The following is a 21,121-nucleotide window of genomic DNA, read 5'->3' as shown; positions in this document are numbered from 1 at the left end:
GTCTTCGCGGTAGAAAAAAAACAAAGGTTAGCCGGTAAAAAGCTTTAGCTTTTTTTCTCTGTGAACTTGAAAAAGGCTAGAAAATGCTTGAAAGCTTTGCGGTTCTGCATAAGATCAAAATTCATCAACCCCTTTCTCAGTGATCTTGGTGGTAAAAATCTTTGCGTCACTTGGCGGTTAAAAAACAGATCGTGCCTTCAGAACTCAAATAATAATACCCTATTTTCCCCGGCATTGCATACCGGGCTTTTACGGTTCCTGCCTTCAGCACTTTCAACCCCTTCCTAAGAGACCTTGGTGGTAAAAAACTTTGCGTCACTTTGCGGTCTTCGCGGTAGAAAAAAAACAAAGGTTAGCCGGTAAAAAGCTTTAGCTTTTTTTCTCTGTGAACTTGAAAAAGGCCAGAGAATAATTGAAAGCTTTGCGGTTCTGCATAAGATCAAAACTCATCAACCCCTTTCTCAGTGACCTTAGTGGTAAAAAACTTTGCGTTCCTTGGCGGTCTTCGCGGTTAAAAAAACAGATCGTGCCTTCAGCACTCAAATTGGAATACCCTATTTTCCCCGGCATTGCATACCGGGCTTTTACGGTTCGTGCCTTCAGCACTTTCAACCCCTTCCTAAGAGACCTTGGTGGTAAAAATCTTTGCGTCACTTGGCGGTCTTCGCGGTTAAAAAAGAAAACCTTCGAGCTTGGAAAAAACCTCAAAGGTTAGCCTCGAAAAAGCTTTAGCTTTTCTCTGTGAACTTGAAAAAGGACAGAGAATAATTGAAAGCATAGCGGTCCTTTTTAAGATAAAAACCCTTTAACCACTTTCTCAGTGACCTTTGCGATCAAAAAAAATCAGCGGTTGTGAAAAGTCAATCGTTTACTTTTCCAATAATCCTAACGTTCCACCGACCCAGTCCCTATCCTTGTTGAATTTCACACCGATCATTTCTCCTCGGCTTAGCCTGACGAGATTTCCTACGATGGTAGGACTTTCGTCTTTCTCCGGCCAAAGACAAAGCACTCGCACCTCGACTTTCACTTTGCCATCCGGAGACTGGACTACTGGTGCATAGTGGACTTTTTTCTGCAAAATGAAAAGATCCTTTTCCGTGACGGCCTCCACATCTTCTTTTTTTACATGGAAAATAACTCCAGCTCCAGAAAACGAAAAAAGAGGTTTCAGGACATAGTTTTCCAAGTCTTCAGGAATCGACACCAAGTCACTTACAAGTTTGGTTTCGATGAAATAGGGCCCTTGCAAGTAAGGCAAAATGAATTTTGATATGCGGGTGTACCAATTAGGATGACCGGCCCATTCCACATCCAATTCTTCTTCGAAGCTGAAGTCCATCTTCAGGTCCTTTCTGAGGTTGAGTTCATCAAAAATCACCCGATTATATATCCTCCTAATCCGATTTTTTTTACCTGAAGAATTGGTATAATACAGCTGCTTTCCTTCTTTGATTACTTCCGTGACGCAAACAATAGGAATCCCCAAATCTTGTTTTGCGTAGTGAAAATCAATTTTAGTGTTTTGCTTTTCAGGTTCGATCTCCAGCAATACAACTTCCTGATTTGTAAATTCACCCAAAACCACGGACCTCAATAACTCAAGATAAACTGATTCATCGACACCTTCGGGATAGGGCGAAAGTTCACTTAGAAATGGATAATACTTTAGAATTTTCCGGTAAAGATTAAATTGAAAATTGAAAATGGAGGGGAATCCCTGCACTTCAATCAACTTTGGAGTAATCATTCCATTCTCTTCACAAATCCCGAAATCAATGGCTAAAAACTGTGTATGGGCATCTTCGGAAGGAACTGCCTTATTCAGTTCAATGGACCGTTGAGTCAGGGCTTTGAAGTCAGGCCGTTTGATAAAATCAATTACCTGAAGGCTTGCCTCAATAATCTGCCTGCTTAGACTTTTTGGAATAAAAAATGGAGTTTCAGCAATTCGAAAAGTGGGCTTGTAATCAAAATCTGAAGCTATATCTTCCAAAAATGCCTGATACTTCTCATTGGTAAAAGCCGCATTAAATCGAGTTCTGAAGGATTCTATCATGAAAAACTAAGTAAAGGAAGGTGCATTAGCCAATTTAAGTTTGCCAATAGCCTGTCTGATAAAATTAGGAATCAAGGTCTCATTGGTCTTATAAATCTTATTTTCATCCACGAGATCTTCGAGCATGGTTCGAAACTTTGCTTTTCCTTTGAGTTCAATGATTTTTTCACGAACCATAGGCTTTTTCAAATGCTCTAAAAAGCTCACCGCGTCTGCTTCTGGATGGAACTGTGTCCCCACGATTTCTTCAGAAAAACGGACCGCCATAATTGCCCGCTCATATTCCACATGGTTACGAATTTTTTCCAGCGCAATAATTTTTGCCCCTAAAGATTTGAACTTTCTTTTATCTGGCTGGAGCACTTGATAATCCCTACTATCTACAGCCCAAAATGGGTTTGCAAGGTTCATAAACAATGGATCCTGCATACCTTCAGGGGTTTTATGAATTGTCATCACTCCAAAAGAAGTAGATTTTCGCTTGGTGATTTGTGCCAAACCAAAATATTTACAAGCCATTTGGAATGAATGGCATATCAGCAAAAGATATTTTTTCTGGGAATGATTCATATTCCAAATCATAATCTGATCTAGAAATTCATTGTACAACATATCCCAATTGCCATCTCCTTCGCAGGGATTACCAGGTCCACCTGTCGAGATGAAAAGATCAAAATTTTGAATATCAGGAATCTCTGCCTTCCCTCTAACATCAAATTCTCGGTAACTGATAACCTCTGAAAACCTTGAAAGAATATCATGTATGCAACGCATTCCCTGATTGGGTTCGCCATCATACATATCCAAAATTGCCAGATTTAATTTTTTCTTTCCCACGATACTAATTACTAATCATTGACACAAAGGTAGTCAATCGCTCAAATCCCCTCTGTAAACTTTTCGGTAACAAAGTCCACTACTGCCTCAAGACTGCCGGTTTTTTCAAAAACAGCAAGTTGCTGATCCGCCCCTGTGCCTCTTTCCAATATTTTGTGTACGTAATTAATCTCCTCACGGCTACCTAATTCATCCACGACATCTTCCACAAAGTCAAGCAATTCCATGATCAACTCTTTGGTAGGAACTTCTATTTTTCGACCAAAATCAATCAAAAAACCATCAACTCCATTTCTGGCAGCTCGGAATTTATTCTCTCTAATTAATGCAATCCGATAGATGTTGAAACTGGTGTTGCTCATGAGAAGCTTGTAAAGTTTAGCAACTACCGCCTGAATCAATGCCACGATGCAGATCGTCTCATCCACGGTAAGACACATGTCGCAAATCCTGAATTCAATGGTGCTGAAAAATGGATGCATTCTCAAATCCCACCAGATTTTCTTTGGATTGTCAATACAATTAGTCTTCACCAATGTCTCCAAGTAATTATCGTATGACTGAACTGAATCGAAATATTCCGGAAGGCCAGTTCTTGGGAATTTTGCAAAAATTTTAGCCCTAAATGCTTTGAATCCGGTATTTCTTCCTTCCCAAAATGGAGAGTTGGTGGTCAAAGCATAAATATGTGGCAAGAAATAGCAAGCCTGATTCATCAACTGGAGAGCTGTTTCCCTATTTTCTATTCCCACATGGACATGCATACCAAAAATCAAATTGGATCGGGCAATGTCTTTTAACTCGTTGACGATATCATGATAACGAGGATCATCGGTGATTTCCTGATTCTGCCACTTGGCAAAAGGGTGGGTACTTGAGGCACCTACCACTAATCCTTGTCCAGCGGCAAGTTCCGCAATTTTGTTTCGAAGAAAGGAAACCTCCCTTCGTGCTTCAGCCACATTTTGACAGACATTGGTCCCCACTTCCACTACAGACTGGTGCATTTCTGCCTTGACTTGTTCCTTCAATGTGATTTTGCCGCCCTCCACGATTTTCGACATGTGAGAGCGAAGATCCCGGGTGACAGGATCAATGATCATATATTCCTCCTCCACTCCCAAGGTAAATTGTGGAAGCTTTTTCAACACGTTTGTCATACCCTTTTTGGATTAAAATCTCTTGGCCATATTGACCGAATCTTTCATAAATGTACCCCAGGTAAGATTCATCTTGCCGGGTTTTTGAATCTTGGCATAAGCGATAGCCATCTTGGCTGCTTCCTCCACGACCCAATCAAAGTTTGCCTGTCCAACAGAATTGATGTCGGCATCAGGTGCCGGGTTTCCAAAATCAATGGCATATGGAATTCCGTCTCGCACTGCAAACTCCACCGTATTGAAATCATATCCCAAGCCTTCGCAAAGCTTGATGGTGTAGTCCTTTATTGTGCTTAGTAATTTTTTGGAAGCAGGTGCTTTGTCCACGACATAACGCAAATGATGCGGATTTCGAGGTTCATACTCCATGATTCTTACTGCTTTGCCTCCTAGGCAATACACTCTGAAGTAATCATCAAAAAGTATTTCTTCCTGAAGTAGCATGACCAATTGCCCTGTTTCGGGATGCTTTTGGAAAAACTCTTCTTTATTTTCCAATCGATAGACGTGTTTCCAGCCACCTCCCGCATACGGCTTCATGTAAGCAGGAAATCCCGTGTAATTGAATATCCCTTCCCAATCCAAAGGAGCGACAAGATTTCGAAAAGACTTGGCAGTGGTGTCATCCGGATGCTTAGCTGATGGAAGAAGTACTGTTTTAGGAAGCGGTACCCCGAGTTGATCCGCAAGACAATTGTTGAAGAATTTATCATCTGCGCTCCACCAAAATGGATTGTTGATCACGGCAGTACCCGTAAGTGCTGCATTTTTCAAATACGCCCTGTAGAAGGGTACGTCTTGAGAAATCCGATCAATTATGACTGCATATTCTGTCAATTGATTTTGGATTACCTTGTCAATTTGAACTGCTTCAGCTGTAATGCCCTTTGGGGCTATTTGATTTACTCGCTCTATAAAAGCATGAGGAAATGTATCCTCCATACCGAAAAGTATCCCTATTTTCTTCATAATTCTATGGTCTTAATTATTGATATTCTTTAATTGAATTTAATGGTAGATAAGTAATGTGGGAACATTTCCTTCCAAACCGGCCAATCGTGTTGCTTTTCGTGTCGGACATCAAACCAATGTGGGATGCCCCGCTTTTGCAATACATCATGGAGTTTGATATTCCCATCATAGCATATATCCCAATTGGAGGTTCCTAAGATGATGCCCATATTCCAAAGCTCCCGATCATTTAAACCAGGAAGATATTCGAGCGGACTATTGTAAAAGATGTCATCATGCTGATATCCGTCCATAAAATTTCGAATATCAAAAGCACCACTCATACTAAACATATGGCTGACATATCCCGGATGCCGAAAAGCAAAATTGGCAGCATGATATCCACCGAAACTACATCCTGCAACAGCGACCTTGGAAGAAGAAGTATTTAACCGAATGCGTTCGACAATTTCATGACACACCATTTTGTCAAAGGCCACATGATTCTGAATCCGTTGGTGTGGATGGATACCTTTATCATAAAAGCTTTGGGAATCATTACTCTCCGGACAATAGATCTGAATCAATCCCTGATCAATAAACCATTGGGCTGATCCGATCAGTCCCATGTCTCTGTTTTCGTGGAAAGAACCCATGGAGGTAGGATAAACTACCACTGGATAGCCTGCATGACCAAAAACCAACATTTGAACTTCCCGATTGAGATTCGGGGAATGCCATTTAAAATATTCTTCTTTCATGTGTTTATAATTTGATTTTGACGGTCACACCTGCCTGCCGGCAGGCAGGTGGAATCTTCGCATGGTGGATAATCATCCCAGTGTGTGACGTTCTCGTCATGCTTGATTTCATAAATAATTTTTGTCAGATAAAACAGGCTTTTCTACTAGTTCCAAATACTAATCAAAATTCATTGAAAAAAAAAAGTCCTGGCAAAAGGCTTTTTGAAGGAATGGTTAATTTTTATGATTATTCGTTCTCATTCCACTATCGTTTTTTGAGAAATTGACTTTGACTTCCTCCAGTATGGGCAAGCTGTCAGCCACCGGATTTTTAAATCTAAAAGGCTTACTGGCATGGAGCTACCGCTGTTGAGCTGATCAAATCAGCCGAGGTGTAATCATAAAGAAATTTAAACACTGGTCTTATTGTAGGTGTTCATTTTAAATTTTCTGTATATCCGCTTCTTTGCCAGTAAATCAAAATGGCCTCGACTTCTCTCTGCGGCGGGCAAGCTCCTCGGCCTCCGGATTCTGGTTGTTTAGGGGAGGGGAGGAATACGCGGCGCAGCCGCATATTCCTCCCCTCCCATGAAAACAAAACTAACGGACACCGAGCAGCTTGCCCGCCGTGGTGGGAAGTCGAGGTGAAACTAAATAGAATTTGGCTACTGGCAGAATTGTGTATATCCATATTAAATTTTAATCTCTTCAGTAATAGAATTTGAAAAAATCCGAAGAAAAAGCATGCGAACCAATCCAAAAATGATAGCTCCAGCTAAAATGCCAATTGTAGTCCACTTGCCAGTTGAAAAAATAGAGGCTAATGAAGCAAGAGTTGTGCTTTGATTTGGTAATTGGTTTAAGATTAGAATCACCATGAGATTTTCGAAAAAATCCATGACCATGATTGTGACAGGTATCAACACGGGCCATTCTCTTTTCCATATCTTCAATAAAATACCGGAAAACAACAGACCATAAACCAACAAGTAAGGCATATCAATGGCCAATATTCCATTTTTGTATCTTCCTTGCTCCTCACTTGATAATTGGTTGAGTGCATCATACGCCTCATCCACAGAGTAGGCAAACTTCAAGTCTAGGGCGTGTTCCTTAGGCATGTAAATGCTCAAAAGAAAATTAGCCAGGAGGAATAGGCAAAACAACAATAGAAGATTTCTCCACTTGCTAAGAAATAGAAAGAGGGACTGCATGAGCGAATGATTAAGCTGGGTTAAAGCTTTTAAGTAGGGAAAAAAACTATAGAAATACAAACTATTTTATATGTTTATAATTTAATTCTTAAGGCCCTATCTGCCTCCGATTGGAAAATCCCCGTATATGACACCCGAGTTTAGCCAATTTGCCTAAGGCAGGCTCTACTACCTTTGGCTTAAATTCGTTTCAATTCTAACTCCTAGCTGCCTCAGTCCTACCTATGCCATAAAGCAATTCCAAGTGAAATATGATTTCTATAACTTAAAGGAGTTTTCACTTTCTTTGAACCAATCCGCATACATCGGGTAATTTTTGGCGGTCCTTAAAATCACAGCTTCCATTTCAGGTCCGGTATCTTTTACTTTTTTGGCAGGCATTCCGGCATAAATTGAATTAGCCTCAACAATCGTGTTTGCCAATACTACCGCACCTGCCGCCACCACTGCTCCTGAATGAACCACTGCCCCATCCATTACTATAGCTCCCATGCCGATAAGGACTCGATCATGAATTGTACACCCGTGTACGCATGCATTATGTGCGATTGAAACCTGATTTCCGATATGAGTTGGCGCTTTTTGATAGGTACAATGAATAATCGCTCCATCCTGAATATTAGTATCATCCCCAATCCGGATTTCATGGACATCTCCACGAATTACCGCATTAAACCAAACCGTGCAGTTTTTCCCCATCACCACATCTCCTACTACCGTGGCATTGGGTGCAAGCCAACAATCCTCCCCAAACTCAGGGCTTTTGCCCCTTACTTCCATAATTAGCGCCATTATTTCTATTTTTTTTTAAATTTCAATATTCAAAAAACTCCCCATTTTAAATTTTTTTCATTCCTGTTTGAACTTTTTTAAATACATGTGGTTTACATGTATATACATTTAAAATCGGGAAACCAATCCAAAAAAAGCACAATGAAATTAACCAAACAAATCGGGCTCTTCGTAGCAGCATCAATGTTAGCATTTGCTTGCGGCGCGCCAAGCGGAACAGTAGAAACAACAGACGCACAGGAAGTATCAGAAGCAACAGGTAAGACTCTTTCTTTAAAGACAGATGCGACTTCAATTGCTTGGAGAGGGTACAAGCCAACTGGACAACATTTCGGTCAAATCCCTGCAACAGCTGGAGAACTTGTAGTCGCAGACGGAACAATAACTGGGGGGTCATTTACTTTTGACATTCCAAGCTTGACCATCGAAGACTTGGAAGCAGGTTCTGAGAATCATGGAAAACTTTACGGTCACTTGCAATCTGCCGACTTCTTTGACGCTGCGAATCACCCTACTGCAACTTTCGAAATCACAAGTACTGAGCCATTTACTGCTAATGATGAGGTCGCTGATAAGGAAGAATTTAAGTCAGCAAACACTCCAAATTCTGCTAGTGATCTATCTCCTGAAGCACCAACTCATTGGATCAGCGGAAATTTGACCATGAGAGGTACTACAAAAAACATTAAGTTCCCTGCCGCAGTTACTATTTCAGACGGAGCTGTGAAAGCAAAAGCTGGTTTCAACATAGACAGAACAGCTTGGGGCCTTTCTTACGGTGACGAAGCTACTGCAGCTGACAAAGCAAAAGATCAGTTCATCTATAATACTGTTTCCCTTGTATTGGACGTGACTGCTCAGTAAATACCAACTACCCAATGATAAAAGAGGGATTCCACGGAATTCCTCTTTTTTTTGTACCCACATGATCAAATATCCTTTTTCCTATCCCTTAACATTTCCATTTTGGAAAGAAAAATTGGCCTATTGGGCGGATAAAAACTTCTCATTCTTCGCCTTTACCTTAGGAAACGATCATCAATATCCTGAAGGCCCATTTGATTCATATTTCTTCGGAGGCAATAAGGAGCTATCTGAAAAGGAAATCTGGTCCAAAGAAGGATTCAAAGTTGGGATCATTGGCTATGACTTCAAGAATCAGATTGAAAAATTAAGCAGCGTCAATTCCGAGTTTTTCGCTCTTCCTGAACTTTGCTTTTTTGAACCTGAAATGATTTTCAAGTTGGATTCAACTAGAATTCATTCTTCAAAAAAGCTTTCTGAGAAATTTTTCATAGAAATCGAAGCTCAAATTATTCCTGAAAATCCGTCTGTGAAGTGCTCAGTATACCCTCAAATCACACGAGATCAATACCTCGAAAGTGTTAAGACAATTCAAAACGAAATCCTGGAAGGTAATACCTATGAGGCAAATTTCTGTCAGGTTTATTCCGGGACTTTTCATTCTTGGGATCCAATTGCGGCGTTTTTCAGATTGAATGAACTCTCCAAAATGCCTTTTGCATCACTCTTCAAAGCAAAAGACAAATGGTTGGTCTCGGCTTCTCCGGAGCGGTTTTTGAAAAAAACTGGCTCAAAACTCATCGCTCAGCCAATTAAAGGAACGATTCGAAGAGGTGCTACTCCTGAGGAAGATGCTAAAAATCGGGAAAAGTTGATTTCCAGTGAAAAGGAACGTGCCGAAAATCTGATGATCACCGACCTCATGCGAAATGACTTGGCGAGAGTATCCAAAACTGGGTCAGTTCGAGTTGACGAGCTGTTCGGGATTTATCCATTTCCCAGGGTTTTGCAGATGATCAGCACAGTGAGTTCTGAAGTCAGCGACGATGCTTCATTTGAAGAAATCATCCGGGCTACCTTCCCGATGGGAAGTATGACCGGAGCACCAAAGATCAGCACAATGAAAATTATCGACAGGGAAGAGAGTTTCAAAAGAGATTGGTTTTCCGGAGCTTTTGGATGGATCGATGAAAGCGGTGACTTTGACTTTTCGGTAGTCATTCGGTCTATTATTGCTGATTTGAAAGCAAAAAAGCTCTATTTTGGGGTGGGTAGTGCGATCACCATCGATGCTTCGGCTGAACTGGAATATGATGAGTGCGAGCTGAAAGCCCAAGCCCTTTTTGAGTTGCTTCGTGGAAACTAATCAAGAAAACCTCCCTCCCATCCGCAAAATCATCCATGTAGATATGGATGCTTTTTATGCGTCTGTCGAGCAGTTGGATCACCCGGAATGGCGAGGCAAACCCTTGGTAGTTGGAGGAAATGAAGCGCGTGGTGTAGTAGCTGCAGCGAGTTATGAAGCTCGGAAATTCGGGATCTTCTCCGCAATGTCTTCTGCTTTGGCTGCTAAAAAGTGTCCACATCTGATTTTTGCTAGACCACGATTTGATCGATACAAAGAGATATCGCTTCAGATTCGGGAAATTTTTCAGGAATACACCGACTTGGTCGAGCCCCTTTCTTTGGATGAAGCCTTTTTGGATGTCACAGAAAATAAAGTAGGACTCAAATCAGCAATTCTGATTGCAAAGCAGATCCGGGCCAAGATCAAGGAAAGAACTGGCCTCAATGCCTCTGCCGGAGTGAGCTACAATAAGTTTCTGGCGAAAATCGCGTCTGATCTCAACAAACCAAATGGACAAGCTGTGATCTTACCGGAAGAAGCTGAGGCATTTTTGGAAAAACTTCCGATCGGGAAATTCTTTGGGATCGGAAAAGTGACTGCAGAAAAAATGCAGAGTCTCGGCATTCACAATGGCAAAGACCTTAAGGAGTATTCACTTCAATTTCTCAGCAAGAAGTTTGGCAAATCAGGCCTTCATTATTTCAACATCGTCCGTGGAATTCATCTTTCAGAAGTCCAACCGCATCGAGTCAGAAAGTCACTGAGTGCTGAAAACACCTTCGAAAAAGATCTAATCACGATTCAGGAATTGGAAGAAAACCTTCGACCTGTCTTTGAGGAAGTCATCAAACGAATCGAACGGAATGGAATTAAAGGGCGAACAATTACTTTGAAAATCAAACATTCCGATTTCACACTTCAGACCCGCAGCAGAACCTTAGAGCAATATCCAGATGAAGAAACCTTTTGGAAAATTGTTCTCGAATTAATGCATCAAGAAGACATTTTGCAGCCTGTCCGACTTCTAGGTTTGGGGATTTCTAACTTAAATATCACCGAAGAGCAAGTTCATTTTGGGGAACAGTTGAAGATACCTTTTGAAATTTAGTCAGAAAAAGAATCCTTTGACGAAATTTTAACTGGATTTCTGCTTGTGTGAAAAATATCCAATATCAATATCCGGTCAGGGAGAACTTCAAAAATAATTTTATAATTCCAGACCAATTTGAATCTGAAATCTCCACTCAAATCTGATAAATATGGCTCTATAGGGTGTTTCTTAGGGAGTGATGAAAGTGACTTGACCTCCTTTAAAATTTTATCTCGCACCTGATTAGCAACTTTCAAAGACGCTTTAAATTTCAAATAAAAAAAAAAATCGATTTGAGAGAGTCAACAGCTTTTAAGTCCCAAATAATTTTCCTTTTAGTGTCTACCATTTTTTAATTTCTTCCTCCAAATCCTCCATTGTTAAAAAATTACCTGAATCAATTCTAGCTTTTGCTAGCTGTACTCGAGCAATCAAGTCTTCCCGTACCATGGGATTTCCTGGTTGGGAATAATCACCAGATGAAAGTTTTTTTGCTACCTCTAAAAGTATCTTAAGCAAATCAGCCTCTCCTTTATCAATTAGGTTATGAAGTTCTTCTCTTAGCTCGGTAGTTTCCATTTTAAATGACTTTGGTCTAATTTAATATGATTCATACGGAAGGTCTCTATATAAGCTGCAGAATTTTAAGGCTAGTTTTTAAAACATTTCTACAGATAATAAAATTACTTAACCAAACTGCCATTTTGTCCGCATTTTCGTAATTTCGCAACTCATTATGTTTTTTCGGGTTTGCTATTCATCAAACTTGAACACCATTTCATTTGACAAGAAAATTCCATTCATGGATCTGATTAAAGATATTGACATTATTTCTGCAGAAGAAGCACAAGCCTGCGACTTCAAAACCACTGCGGATGAAAATACCGGCAAAACCAAAAAACTCTACATCGAAAGCTATGGCTGTCAGATGAATTTCTCTGATTCTGAAATTGTCGCTTCGATAATGAAAGAAAACGGCTACGACACCACTTCGGATTTTGAACAGGCTGATGTGATCTTTTTAAATACTTGTTCGATCCGTGAAAAAGCAGAACTGACGGTAAGAAAACGTCTAAGTCAATTCCAAAAAGCCAAGCGAAATAAGCCTGAGTTGACCATTGGGGTCTTGGGTTGCATGGCAGAGCGATTGAAGGAAAATCTGCTTACGGAAGAAAAAATCGTCGATGTGGTTGTAGGCCCTGACGCCTATCGTGACTTGCCAAACCTAATTTCTGCCGCAGAGGATGGTGAAAAAGGGGTTAACACATTTCTTTCAAGAGAAGAAACCTACGCTGACATCGCTCCAGTTCGTTTGAATTCCAATGGCGTCACAGCATTCATTTCCATCATGCGGGGTTGCGACAATATGTGCTCCTTCTGCGTGGTGCCATTTACCCGAGGCAGAGAGCGAAGCCGAGATCCACATTCCATCCTTGCTGAAGCCAAAGATCTTTTCGAAAAAGGCTATAAGGAAGTGACGCTTCTAGGCCAAAACGTGGACAGCTACAAGTGGTCTCCGGAAGAAAACAACAAAGCCAGATTGAACAAAAAAGAGGAAGAAGTGACTTCCGTAGTCAATTTTGCAAACCTGCTGGAAATGGTCGCCCAAATCAGTCCTTATCTAAGAGTTCGGTTTTCGACTTCGCATCCAAAAGACATCACAGACGAAGTTTTGCATACGATCAAGAAGTATGACAACATCTGCAATTACATTCACCTTCCCGTCCAAAGCGGAAACAGTCGCGTTCTTGACCTGATGAACAGAACCTATGATCGGGAATGGTATCTCAATCGAGTTCAGGCTATTCGTGCTATCCTTGGTGAAGAATGCGGAATTTCTTCCGATATGATCACCGGATTCTGCACTGAAACGGAAGAAGAGCATCAGGACACCTTGACTTTGATGGACATTGTGAAGTACGATTTTTCCTACATGTTCTTTTATTCCGAGCGACCAGGCACTTTGGCAGCAAAGAAATATGCGGATGATATTCCATTAGAAATTAAGAAAAGAAGACTAGCTGAGATTATCTCCAAACAAGCAGAACTTTCATTTGAGCGAAATAGACTGGATCTCCATCAAGAGCAACTGATCCTCATTGAAGGATTTGCTAAGAAATCTGATCTGCAACTGAAGGGAAGAAACTCCGCCAATAAAGTGGTGATCATCCCCGCAGATCAGGCAAAGAAGGGCGATTATGTGCGTGTGAGAATCTCAGAAGTTTCTCAGGCAACTTTATTCGGTGAGGTGTTGGAAGTAAATCCTGTCTTGGCATGATTACACCACAAGAAATTCAAACCGTCAAGCAGCGGTTTGGGATCATCGGCAATAGTCCATTGCTGAATCATGCGATCCAAGTCGCGATGCAGGCCTCTCCCACCGATATGACGGTACTGATCACGGGAGAAAGCGGTAGCGGAAAGGAAAGTTTCTCAAAAATCATCCATTCACTTTCGCTCAGAAAGCATGGGAAATTCATAGCCATCAACTGTGGCGCAATTCCAGAGGGCACGATTGATTCAGAACTGTTTGGACATGAGAAAGGCTCATTTACCGGTGCCCATGAGGCTCGAAAAGGATACTTCGAAGTCACGGATGGAGGTTCAATTTTCTTGGATGAGATTGGAGAGTTACCACTCGGAACTCAAGCCAGATTACTTCGTGTCCTGGAAAATGGAGAATTCATAAAAGTGGGTTCGTCCAAAGTACTTCGAACAAATGTTCGAGTCATCACCGCGACAAATGTCAATTTGCTCAAGGCTGTTGAAAAAGGACGATTCCGTGAAGACCTTTATTATAGATTAAATACAGTTCCGATTTACGTTCCCCCTTTGCGGGAGCGAGGGGAGGACATGGTGCTTTTGTTCCGAAAATTCACCGGGGACTTTTCTGAAAAATATCATGTACGCCCGATTTCACTTAATCCGGAAGCTCAAGCCTTATTGATGAGGTATGCTTTTCCTGGAAACATCCGACAGTTGAAAAATATTGCCGAACAGATTTCTTTGCTGGAAGAGACTCGGGAAGTCAATGCACAGACACTTTCAAAATATCTCCCTGCGGATGCTTCTCGCCTTCCGATGGCTTTGGGACATTCCTCATCCGGTGATCATACCGATTTCTCAGAGCGGGATATTTTGTACAAAGTGCTTTTTGACATGAAAAAGGACATGAACGATCTAAAAAAGCTCGTATTGGAATCTTACCAAAACGGTGGAATCAATTCCAATCTCATGCAAAAGCATCAGGGACTTTTTGAAGATTTGGATTCAGGCTACTCTCAAAATGAGGCAGCAGAAAATAATCCTTCTTACAAGGTACCATTAGTTTTGGAGTCCCAGAAAAACGCAGGGATGAACAATGAGGATTACGAGGATGACGTTATCGAAGACATCATCCATGAGGAAGACGATAACTCGCTTTCACTGGAGAAAAAAGAAAAGGAAATGATCCTCCGAGCGCTGCGTAAACACAATAACAAGCGAAAATACGCAGCAAGTGATTTGGGAATTTCAGAGCGCACCCTTTACCGTAAAATCAAGCAGTATGAAATCGAGCATGACCCAAAGTAACACACAGAGGGATGATTATAAACCATGCGAGATTCCACCTGCCTGCCGGCAGGCAGGTGTGGCCTTTGAAAATCAAATTATAAACACATGAAATTGAGTAGTTGGAAGGTTCTGTTATACATTTTGCCTCTACTGGGATTTTCAGGTTGTAAAATCAGCTATGGATTTAATCCAGGTAGGATTAATTACGATGAAATCAAATCGTTTACAGTTGAGAATTTCTTCAATGATTCAGGCGGAGGCCCTGCCAACATGGAGCAGTTATTTACTGAATCCCTGAAAGAGTTTTACCAAAGAAACACCAAACTCGAGCTGGTGAGGTCTAATGGTGACTTGCAGTTTTCGGGAGCGATCACTAGATATACGTTAACTCCTCAGGCCGCCGTTTCAAGTGGAGATGGCAATACTCCTGACCGCGCCGGACAGATGCGCTTGACAATTGTAGTAGAAGTCGACTACATTAATTTGAATAATGAAGAAGACAATAAGAAACAGCCCTTTACCTTCTTCAAAGATTACGATCCCAGAACTCAGACCTTTCTGGATATAGAAAGTCAGTTGGTTGAAGAAATTTTCGAAGCAATTATTCAGGATATCTTCACTGCGACAGTTGCCAACTGGTAAATTTACTATCTTCCATCCAAATCCCAGAAAGTGAACGCATCGCAATTCCTCGAGTTAATCCATAAGGCTGATCATCTGGAAAAGTCTGATTTTCTACAGCTGAAAAAAGTACAGGAAAATTTCCCCTACTTCCAGATACCGCATGTCCTGACTGCGAGGTATGAATATGTGAAAAGCGAGGGCGCTAAAAGTCAACACTTGGCTCTTGCCGCCATCACAAGTCCTGATCGAATTTGGTTGAAAAAACTGATTGAGAAGCCAATTCCTGAAGACCTTCACCCTTCTCATGCCAAAGATGACTTCCTTCCAGAAGATCAGGAAAACGACAAAGATCCTGCAAAACGGACTGCCTCTCTGAGGTACTTAGGACTTCAATTGAAAGGACAACAAGCTGAAGAGGAATTGCCTAAACCTGAAAAAGCTGCTCCTACAAGGCGTAAACCTCCAAAAGATGATCTTATCGAGACGATAAAGCGAAAAGAAAAGCGCGTGATCGTTGACTCCAAGAAGCAGGAACAAATCGATATGATCAAGGCTTTCAGCAAGAAGGAGTTTAAATTGGCAACGATCAAAGAAATCGAGGCAAATCAAAACACGGAGAATTTGGCTGACTCGAGTACGAAGTTGAACGAAAATCTGCTTTCGGAATCTTTTGCAAAGATTTTGGCTCAACAGGGCAAAAAGACCATGGCAAAGGAAATATATGAGAAGCTAGCTTTGAAGTTTCCCGAGAAAAGGACTTACTTTGCGGACTTAATTGAAAAACTGAAAGAATAATTCCAATCATATGTTTACCGTATTAATTACAATCATCCTTATCCTTGCTGTATTATTGATCCTTGTGATCCTTGGACAAAATTCAAAAGGTGGGGCTGGTGCAGCATTCGGAGGCAGTGCCTCACAGATTATGGGTGTGACCCGTACAGGTAATGTTTTAGAAAAAGCTACTTGGGTTTTGGCAATTTCTATTTTGGTTTTGTCTTTGGCCACATCTGCTTTTTATACTACGAGTTCGCCAAACCAATTCTCTTCACCAAATATCGAAAGTGCTAAGCAGCAAGTTGTAGCACCTGCATTTGGTCAAACTGAAAGCATCCTCCCTGCTGAGACTCCTGTTGAAGGAGACACCACTGGGAACTAAGTCTTATACTACAAGAAATTACAAAGTCTGGCTGAAGGGTCAGACTTTTTTTGTTATCCTGCTTTTCCAAAAGCAGGATTTTGACCAAAATATTCAGTGCTGCTTCAGGAGAAGCAGCACAACCAAGAACTAGATGCAAGAAACAAGACATTAAGTCGACAGACTTTCTTCGCCATGTGACACTTTCAACTGAACTATTCAGCGGGTGGAGATCTTTTGTTATCCTGCTTCTCCAGCAGCAGAATATTGTTCAAAAACTCAGTGCTACTTCAGGAGAAGCAGCACAACTGGATTCTTTGAGGAATGAGCTAAAGGAGCATTCCTAATTATGGAAAGGAATTTCTTGCGTTTGTGGGTGTTTTTCGCCGTTGTGAGTAAAGCTCACTTAGGCGGAAGGTAGAGACCTTGCTGCAAAAGGCAGACACTCAGGAGGTGAAGATTTTTTTAGCAACTATTTTGTCCTTATCTCCAAAAAGACCGTTAAACGTAAAGTGGCAAATTCTTAAATTTAGGCCATCATTTTCTACCGAAGGACCTTCACCCTCTGCCTTCAAATTCTTTGATTATCAAAACCCGATTTCTTTCAACCCTAAAGGAATTACAAGCTGATCACCCTGCCCTTTTACTATAGTCTTTTTTTAAGAAAAAAATTAGAACCGCATTTTAAATCAAAAATTTATGCTTGAAAAGCCTATAAGGCTGGAGGATCTTCAGCTTGAAAATTGGCCAAATATTATTCTTTGGGCCACACCTGTCATGTTTTTGCTGGTTTTTGTAGAATGGGGAATTAGTATCTATAAAAAACGGTCCTCCTATGACACCAAAGACTTTCTTGCAGCCTCATTCATTGGCCTAACAAATGCCGGAATCAGTGCAGTAATCAAGTTGGCAATTTTTGGTCTGGCAGTTTTATGTTATAACATTTCTCCTTTTCAAATTCCTCCTACTTGGTGGTCTTTCGTTTTTTGTTTTGTAGCAATTGACTTTGCTCGTTATTGGGCCCATCGAGTTTCGCATGAGAATCGTTTTTGGTGGGCAACCCATATCACTCATCATAACAGCAAGTTGTACAACCTGTCCGTGTCGTTCAGACTTGGCTGGACACAGCATATCAAAATAGTCTTCTTTGTCCCAGTGATGCTCATGGGTTTCGACCCGTTTGTCTTCTTCATTTGTCACCAAATAGCGGTGCTGTATCAATTTTGGATTCATACCGAATACATCACCAAACTGCACCCAGCGATCGAGTATTTTTTCACCACTCCTTCCCACCATCGTGTTCATCATGGCAGTGATGCTCATTATTTGGACAAAAATTATGGCTCGACCTTTATCATTTGGGATCGAATGTTTGGCACCTTCATGCCAGAAGCGGAACGGCCAAATTATGGGATCACCAAGCCTGTAAATTCCTACAATCCGATCTATCTGAATTTTCACGAATGGTCGGATATTTTTTCTGATTTACGGAAAGCGGAAAGTTTCAAAGAAGGCTGGAAAATAGTTTTCGGCAAACCCGGGGATGAAGTCATTAAAAATCGAGAGGAGTCCAAAAGACAAAAAACAGTTTCAAGGAGTCCTGTTTTGGAAGAAGTGATGGAGAAGTAGGTTGGAAAAAAGTATCAAGTATCAAGACGATAGTATCAAGAGCAGGGACAAGTAGCAAGAGTCGAGTATGTAAATAAACAACCTGCTTCTTCAGTAGCAGGATATTGATCAAAAACTCAGTGCTGCTTCAGGAGAAGCAGCACAACCGGAAGCGTAGAAATCAAGAAACAGACCTCAGCAAAAGCCTTTTACTTAGTGGAATCAAAGTCTCTTCAATTGGGACCGTGTGAGCGCTATGAATTCTCCATGTAGCTGGATTGGGGAGTTCTTTAACTTCTCGGATCAATTGCATTTTGAGCTTTTCCAACGTATTGACGAGGTTTTTCTGAAATATTCCTAAAAACCAAAAGGTAATACTTCGGAATTTTTCCCCTGCCATTTGCAAAATATTAGACTTGTAGCGGAAGGCATGAACATCGGAACTTAGCTCTCGCGTCATGAGTACAAAACCTTCTCTATTGTAAATTGGTAGAATCCCGACCGGTTCAAATTCCACCTGCTCTTCCACGAAATTGTAAATGGATTTGCCCTCCTCAATCTGTCGAGTGATGCGGGGTAGGGCAAACTCGGTGATTTGCGTGATTTCCTTCATCACTTCACCATCCTCGAGTTTTGGTTCATAATGAAGTTGGGCACTTTTGAGATCGATGCCATTCAATGCTTTGGGAAACAACTTACTCAGTTCAGTTTTGCCCGAGTTTAATTCATGCAGAACTCGATGATGATCGATAAGATCCGAAAGCATGGGATAAAGTTTGACGGCTTGAAATTCCCGATCTGCTTCCTGCAGGTAGGCCAGCAGCTGATATTTTTTATACTCGAAATCGATGAGACCTTCAGTAATCCAGTTTTTTGGTAAAGTTCGCATAGTTGTAAATGGTTTGGATTAAAATAGTGAATTCTGACATTTTTTACACGGGCGAAAGAAAAATTGACAGTCTATTTTGACAAAAAAGTACAGCACTTCAGCCAGAGAATCGGACTTTCTCAGCCGATTTGTCAGCCTTTGTGGCACAATAGCCCTTGGCACAGGAAGTGCTACTAGGGATGTAGCATTTTAATGTAAAATCTAACCTTAAACAATTTAATATTATGTCAAACGTGAACATCAAACCTCTTGCAGACCGAGTTTTGGTACAACCGGCTGCAGCTGAAGAGAAAACTGCTTCGGGACTTTATATCCCGGACACTGCTAAAGAAAAGCCTCAAAAAGGAACTGTTATCGCAGTAGGCAACGGAAAAAAAGATGAGCCCTTGACTGTAAAAGTGGGAGATACTGTTTTGTACGGAAAATATTCCGGTACTGAGCTCAGCGTAGAAGGCAAAGATTTTCTCATCATGAGAGAGTCTGACATTTTCGCTATCCTTTAATCAATCAACCTGAATCAATAACCAGAAAATATTAATAATATGGCTAAACAACTGTTTTTCGATACAGACGCGAGAGATCGTCTGAAAAAAGGCGTAGATGCATTGGCAGACGCAGTAAAAGTAACTTTGGGACCAAAAGGTCGAAATGTAATTATTGACAAGAAATTCGGCGCTCCGATGATCACCAAAGATGGTGTATCCGTGGCAAAGGAAATCGAATTGTCAGAGCCAATTGAAAACATGGGCGCTCAGCTTGTGAAAGAAGTAGCTTCTAAGACTGCTGACAATGCAGGTGACGGAACAACTACTGCTACTGTTTTGGCTCAGTCTATCTTCAACGTAGGAATTAAAAACGTAGCAGCAGGTGCAAACCCAATGGACCTCAAAAGAGGAATCGACAAGGCGGTTTCTGCTGTGGTAAAAAGACTTAAAGAAAACTCCAAGCCAATCTCTACTTCTAAAGAGATCGCTCAGGTAGCTACTGTATCTGCCAACAATGACGAAGAAATCGGTAAAATGATTTCTGACGCAATGGACAAAGTAGGCAAAGATGGTGTGATCACTGTTGAGGAAGCTAAAGGAACTGAGACTGACGTGAAAACTGTAGAAGGTATGCAGTTTGACAGAGGTTACCTTTCTCCATACTTTGTGACCAACACAGAGAAAATGGAAGCAGAATTGGATCAGCCTTTCATTTTGATCTACGACAAGAAGATCTCTTCTATGAAGGAATTGCTTCCGGTTCTTGAGCCAGTAGCACAGTCTGGCAAGCCTTTGTTGATCATCTCTGAAGACGTGGATGGAGAAGCATTGGCTACTTTGGTAGTAAACAAAATCAGAGGCGCTTTGAAAGTTGCTGCTGTGAAAGCTCCAGGTTTCGGTGACAGAAGAAAGGCAATGTTAGAAGACATCGCGATTTTGACTGGCGGAACTGTGATCTCTGAAGAGAGAGGTTTCAAATTGGAGAATGCAACCCCTGACATGCTAGGAAGAGCTGAGAAAATCAATATCGATAAGGACAACACAACCATCGTAAATGGTGCTGGTGACCCTGCTGCGATCAAAGGCAGAATTGCTGAAATCAAAGCTCAGGTTGAAAAAACAACTTCTGACTACGACAAGGAGAAACTTCAGGAAAGACTTGCAAAACTTTCAGGTGGTGTAGCTATTCTTTACATCGGTGCGGCTACTGAAGTAGAGATGAAAGAGAAGAAAGACCGAGTTGACGATGCATTGCACGCAACTAGAGCTGCTGTACAAGAAGGTGTAGTAGTAGGTGGTGGTGTGGCGCTTGTAAGAGCTGCTGATGCACTTGCCAACCTTAAAGGTCTTAATGAAGATGAAGATACAGGAATCAATATCATCCGTTTGGCGATTGAATCTCCTTTGAGAACGATCGTTTCAAATGCTGGTGGTGAGCCTTCTGTAGTGATCAACAAGATCAGAGATAATAAAGGAAACTACGGTTACAACGCAAGAACAGACGTTTATGAAGACCTGTTTAAAGCTGGTGTAATCGACCCTACCAAAGTGACCCGTTTGGCTCTTGAGAATGCAGCTTCAATTGCAGCATTGCTACTTACCACCGAGTGTGTTGTAGCTGATGTGAAGGAAGATGCTCCTGCTATGCCTCCAATGGGTGGCGGCGGAATGGGCGGAATGATGTAATCCATTTCTTTAAAATTTGGAAGGAGGTCCATTGGGCCTCCTTTTTTATTTACTTGATTCTAGGGCTTCTATCAGAAAATAAAATAAAAAGCTACAAATTCCTTTTTTAGGAAAAAGTATTAATTGTATTTTGGTGTC

General features: G+C 41.2%; 22 protein-coding genes. 12 read left to right on the top strand and 10 right to left on the bottom strand.

Annotation, left to right across the window (positions count from 1 at the left end):
* Window positions 1-868 precede the first annotated feature (868 nt).
* The 7 genes from ACK4HU_RS20680 to ACK4HU_RS20650 form a co-directional block, all read right to left on the bottom strand.
* Complete coding sequence (locus tag ACK4HU_RS20680; protein ID WP_409809698.1) at window positions 869-2,059, bottom strand: hypothetical protein; 1,191 nt, start codon at window positions 2,057-2,059, stop codon at window positions 869-871.
* A gap of 6 nt (window positions 2,060-2,065) precedes the next feature.
* A complete protein-coding gene (locus ACK4HU_RS20675) occupies window positions 2,066-2,896 on the bottom strand; it encodes a type 1 glutamine amidotransferase (RefSeq protein ID WP_409809696.1) in 831 nt (276 codons plus the stop codon).
* Window positions 2,897-2,937: 41 nt separating this feature from the next.
* On the bottom strand, window positions 2,938-4,056 hold the full coding sequence (locus ACK4HU_RS20670; RefSeq protein ID WP_409809694.1) for a carboxylate-amine ligase: 1,119 nt from the start codon (window positions 4,054-4,056) through the stop codon (window positions 2,938-2,940).
* Between the two features lie 12 nt (window positions 4,057-4,068).
* Complete coding sequence (locus ACK4HU_RS20665) at window positions 4,069-5,025, bottom strand: RimK family alpha-L-glutamate ligase (RefSeq protein WP_409809692.1); 957 nt, start codon at window positions 5,023-5,025, stop codon at window positions 4,069-4,071.
* A 29-nt stretch (window positions 5,026-5,054) separates the two neighbouring features.
* Window positions 5,055-5,768 carry an esterase family protein gene (locus ACK4HU_RS20660; protein WP_409809690.1) on the bottom strand — a complete coding sequence of 238 codons (714 nt, stop codon included), beginning with the start codon at window positions 5,766-5,768 and terminating at the stop codon, window positions 5,055-5,057.
* A gap of 674 nt (window positions 5,769-6,442) precedes the next feature.
* A complete protein-coding gene (locus tag ACK4HU_RS20655; RefSeq protein WP_409809688.1) occupies window positions 6,443-6,964 on the bottom strand; it encodes a hypothetical protein in 522 nt (173 codons plus the stop codon).
* Window positions 6,965-7,222: 258 nt separating this feature from the next.
* Window positions 7,223-7,756: a gamma carbonic anhydrase family protein gene (locus tag ACK4HU_RS20650; protein WP_409809686.1), complete on the bottom strand. Its 534-nt coding sequence runs from the start codon at window positions 7,754-7,756 to the stop codon at window positions 7,223-7,225.
* A 141-nt stretch (window positions 7,757-7,897) separates the two neighbouring features.
* Between ACK4HU_RS20650 and ACK4HU_RS20645 the strand changes: the two genes are divergently transcribed.
* The 3 genes from ACK4HU_RS20645 (at window position 7,898) to dinB (ending at window position 11,016) form a co-directional block, all read left to right on the top strand.
* Entirely contained in the window at window positions 7,898-8,620 is a 723-nt protein-coding gene (locus ACK4HU_RS20645; RefSeq protein ID WP_409809684.1) for a YceI family protein, read from the top strand.
* A 61-nt stretch (window positions 8,621-8,681) separates the two neighbouring features.
* The gene (locus tag ACK4HU_RS20640; RefSeq protein ID WP_409809682.1) at window positions 8,682-9,926 is read left to right on the top strand and encodes an anthranilate synthase component I family protein; all 1,245 of its coding nucleotides are present in this window, start codon (window positions 8,682-8,684) and stop codon (window positions 9,924-9,926) included.
* A complete protein-coding gene (gene dinB, locus ACK4HU_RS20635; protein WP_409809680.1) occupies window positions 9,916-11,016 on the top strand; it encodes a DNA polymerase IV in 1,101 nt (366 codons plus the stop codon). The genes ACK4HU_RS20640 and dinB overlap by 11 nt, the downstream gene beginning before the upstream one ends.
* On the opposite strand, the gene ACK4HU_RS20630 is transcribed toward dinB, so the two are convergent.
* Both ACK4HU_RS20630 and ACK4HU_RS20625 read right to left on the bottom strand, forming a co-directional pair.
* On the bottom strand, window positions 11,013-11,273 hold the full coding sequence (locus tag ACK4HU_RS20630; protein ID WP_409809678.1) for a type II toxin-antitoxin system RelE/ParE family toxin: 261 nt from the start codon (window positions 11,271-11,273) through the stop codon (window positions 11,013-11,015). The genes dinB and ACK4HU_RS20630 overlap by 4 nt on opposite strands.
* 67 nt (window positions 11,274-11,340) lie before the next feature.
* The gene (locus ACK4HU_RS20625) at window positions 11,341-11,577 is read right to left on the bottom strand and encodes a hypothetical protein (protein ID WP_409809676.1); all 237 of its coding nucleotides are present in this window, start codon (window positions 11,575-11,577) and stop codon (window positions 11,341-11,343) included.
* Window positions 11,578-11,800: 223 nt separating this feature from the next.
* Here ACK4HU_RS20625 and miaB point away from each other — a divergent pair, with 223 nt between their 5' ends.
* The 7 genes from miaB (at window position 11,801) to ACK4HU_RS20590 (ending at window position 17,944) form a co-directional block, all read left to right on the top strand.
* Window positions 11,801-13,276, top strand: a complete 1,476-nt coding sequence (miaB, locus tag ACK4HU_RS20620; RefSeq protein ID WP_409809674.1) for a tRNA (N6-isopentenyl adenosine(37)-C2)-methylthiotransferase MiaB — start codon at window positions 11,801-11,803, stop codon at window positions 13,274-13,276.
* Window positions 13,273-14,571, top strand: a complete 1,299-nt coding sequence (locus ACK4HU_RS20615; RefSeq protein WP_409809672.1) for a sigma-54 interaction domain-containing protein — start codon at window positions 13,273-13,275, stop codon at window positions 14,569-14,571. Before miaB ends, ACK4HU_RS20615 begins: the two co-directional genes overlap by 4 nt.
* An 87-nt stretch (window positions 14,572-14,658) precedes the next feature.
* Window positions 14,659-15,195: an LptE family protein gene (locus ACK4HU_RS20610; RefSeq protein ID WP_409809670.1), complete on the top strand. Its 537-nt coding sequence runs from the start codon at window positions 14,659-14,661 to the stop codon at window positions 15,193-15,195.
* Window positions 15,196-15,225: 30 nt separating this feature from the next.
* On the top strand, window positions 15,226-15,972 hold the full coding sequence (locus ACK4HU_RS20605) for a hypothetical protein (protein ID WP_409809668.1): 747 nt from the start codon (window positions 15,226-15,228) through the stop codon (window positions 15,970-15,972).
* 10 nt (window positions 15,973-15,982) lie between these two features.
* On the top strand, window positions 15,983-16,336 hold the full coding sequence (secG, locus tag ACK4HU_RS20600; RefSeq protein WP_409809665.1) for a preprotein translocase subunit SecG: 354 nt from the start codon (window positions 15,983-15,985) through the stop codon (window positions 16,334-16,336).
* 80 nt (window positions 16,337-16,416) lie between these two features.
* The gene (locus ACK4HU_RS20595; protein ID WP_409809663.1) at window positions 16,417-16,662 is read left to right on the top strand and encodes a hypothetical protein; all 246 of its coding nucleotides are present in this window, start codon (window positions 16,417-16,419) and stop codon (window positions 16,660-16,662) included.
* A gap of 352 nt (window positions 16,663-17,014) precedes the next feature.
* Window positions 17,015-17,944 (top strand): sterol desaturase family protein, encoded by a 930-nt coding sequence (locus tag ACK4HU_RS20590; RefSeq protein WP_409809661.1) that lies wholly within the window; start codon window positions 17,015-17,017, stop codon window positions 17,942-17,944.
* Between the two features lie 160 nt (window positions 17,945-18,104).
* Here ACK4HU_RS20590 and ACK4HU_RS20585 read toward each other — a convergent pair whose 3' ends face one another.
* Window positions 18,105-18,812, bottom strand: a complete 708-nt coding sequence (locus ACK4HU_RS20585) for a hypothetical protein (RefSeq protein WP_409809659.1) — start codon at window positions 18,810-18,812, stop codon at window positions 18,105-18,107.
* A 224-nt stretch (window positions 18,813-19,036) separates the two neighbouring features.
* Here ACK4HU_RS20585 and groES point away from each other — a divergent pair, with 224 nt between their 5' ends.
* Together groES and groL are read left to right on the top strand one after the other, a co-directional pair.
* Window positions 19,037-19,315, top strand: a complete 279-nt coding sequence (gene groES / locus ACK4HU_RS20580) for a co-chaperone GroES (RefSeq protein ID WP_409809658.1) — start codon at window positions 19,037-19,039, stop codon at window positions 19,313-19,315.
* A 39-nt stretch (window positions 19,316-19,354) separates the two neighbouring features.
* Entirely contained in the window at window positions 19,355-20,983 is a 1,629-nt protein-coding gene (gene groL / locus ACK4HU_RS20575; protein ID WP_409809656.1) for a chaperonin GroEL, read from the top strand.
* The last annotated feature ends 138 nt before the right edge of the window (window positions 20,984-21,121 follow it).

It is taken from the genome of Algoriphagus sp. (genome assembly GCF_046296635.1).
In the GTDB taxonomy this organism is placed as follows: Bacteria; Bacteroidota; Bacteroidia; order Cytophagales; family Cyclobacteriaceae; genus Algoriphagus.
Note: the sequence above shows the minus strand (reverse complement) of the source record. Positions and strands in the feature narration are given on the sequence as shown.

Coding starts and splice junctions, on each gene's coding strand:
- ACK4HU_RS20615 (WP_409809672.1), top strand. CDS start 13,273: ATGATTACACCACAAGAAATTCAAACCGTCAAGCAGCGGTTTGGGATC.
- ACK4HU_RS20650 (WP_409809686.1), bottom strand. CDS start 7,756: ATGGCGCTAATTATGGAAGTAAGGGGCAAAAGCCCTGAGTTTGGGGAG.
- groES (WP_409809658.1), top strand. CDS start 19,037: ATGTCAAACGTGAACATCAAACCTCTTGCAGACCGAGTTTTGGTACAA.
- ACK4HU_RS20680 (WP_409809698.1), bottom strand. CDS start 2,059: ATGATAGAATCCTTCAGAACTCGATTTAATGCGGCTTTTACCAATGAG.
- ACK4HU_RS20585 (WP_409809659.1), bottom strand. CDS start 18,812: ATGCGAACTTTACCAAAAAACTGGATTACTGAAGGTCTCATCGATTTC.
- ACK4HU_RS20670 (WP_409809694.1), bottom strand. CDS start 4,056: ATGACAAACGTGTTGAAAAAGCTTCCACAATTTACCTTGGGAGTGGAG.
- ACK4HU_RS20610 (WP_409809670.1), top strand. CDS start 14,659: ATGAAATTGAGTAGTTGGAAGGTTCTGTTATACATTTTGCCTCTACTG.
- groL (WP_409809656.1), top strand. CDS start 19,355: ATGGCTAAACAACTGTTTTTCGATACAGACGCGAGAGATCGTCTGAAA.
- ACK4HU_RS20625 (WP_409809676.1), bottom strand. CDS start 11,577: ATGGAAACTACCGAGCTAAGAGAAGAACTTCATAACCTAATTGATAAA.
- ACK4HU_RS20665 (WP_409809692.1), bottom strand. CDS start 5,025: ATGAAGAAAATAGGGATACTTTTCGGTATGGAGGATACATTTCCTCAT.
- miaB (WP_409809674.1), top strand. CDS start 11,801: ATGGATCTGATTAAAGATATTGACATTATTTCTGCAGAAGAAGCACAA.
- ACK4HU_RS20660 (WP_409809690.1), bottom strand. CDS start 5,768: ATGAAAGAAGAATATTTTAAATGGCATTCCCCGAATCTCAATCGGGAA.
- ACK4HU_RS20590 (WP_409809661.1), top strand. CDS start 17,015: ATGCTTGAAAAGCCTATAAGGCTGGAGGATCTTCAGCTTGAAAATTGG.
- secG (WP_409809665.1), top strand. CDS start 15,983: ATGTTTACCGTATTAATTACAATCATCCTTATCCTTGCTGTATTATTG.
- ACK4HU_RS20640 (WP_409809682.1), top strand. CDS start 8,682: ATGATCAAATATCCTTTTTCCTATCCCTTAACATTTCCATTTTGGAAA.
- ACK4HU_RS20645 (WP_409809684.1), top strand. CDS start 7,898: ATGAAATTAACCAAACAAATCGGGCTCTTCGTAGCAGCATCAATGTTA.
- ACK4HU_RS20655 (WP_409809688.1), bottom strand. CDS start 6,964: ATGCAGTCCCTCTTTCTATTTCTTAGCAAGTGGAGAAATCTTCTATTG.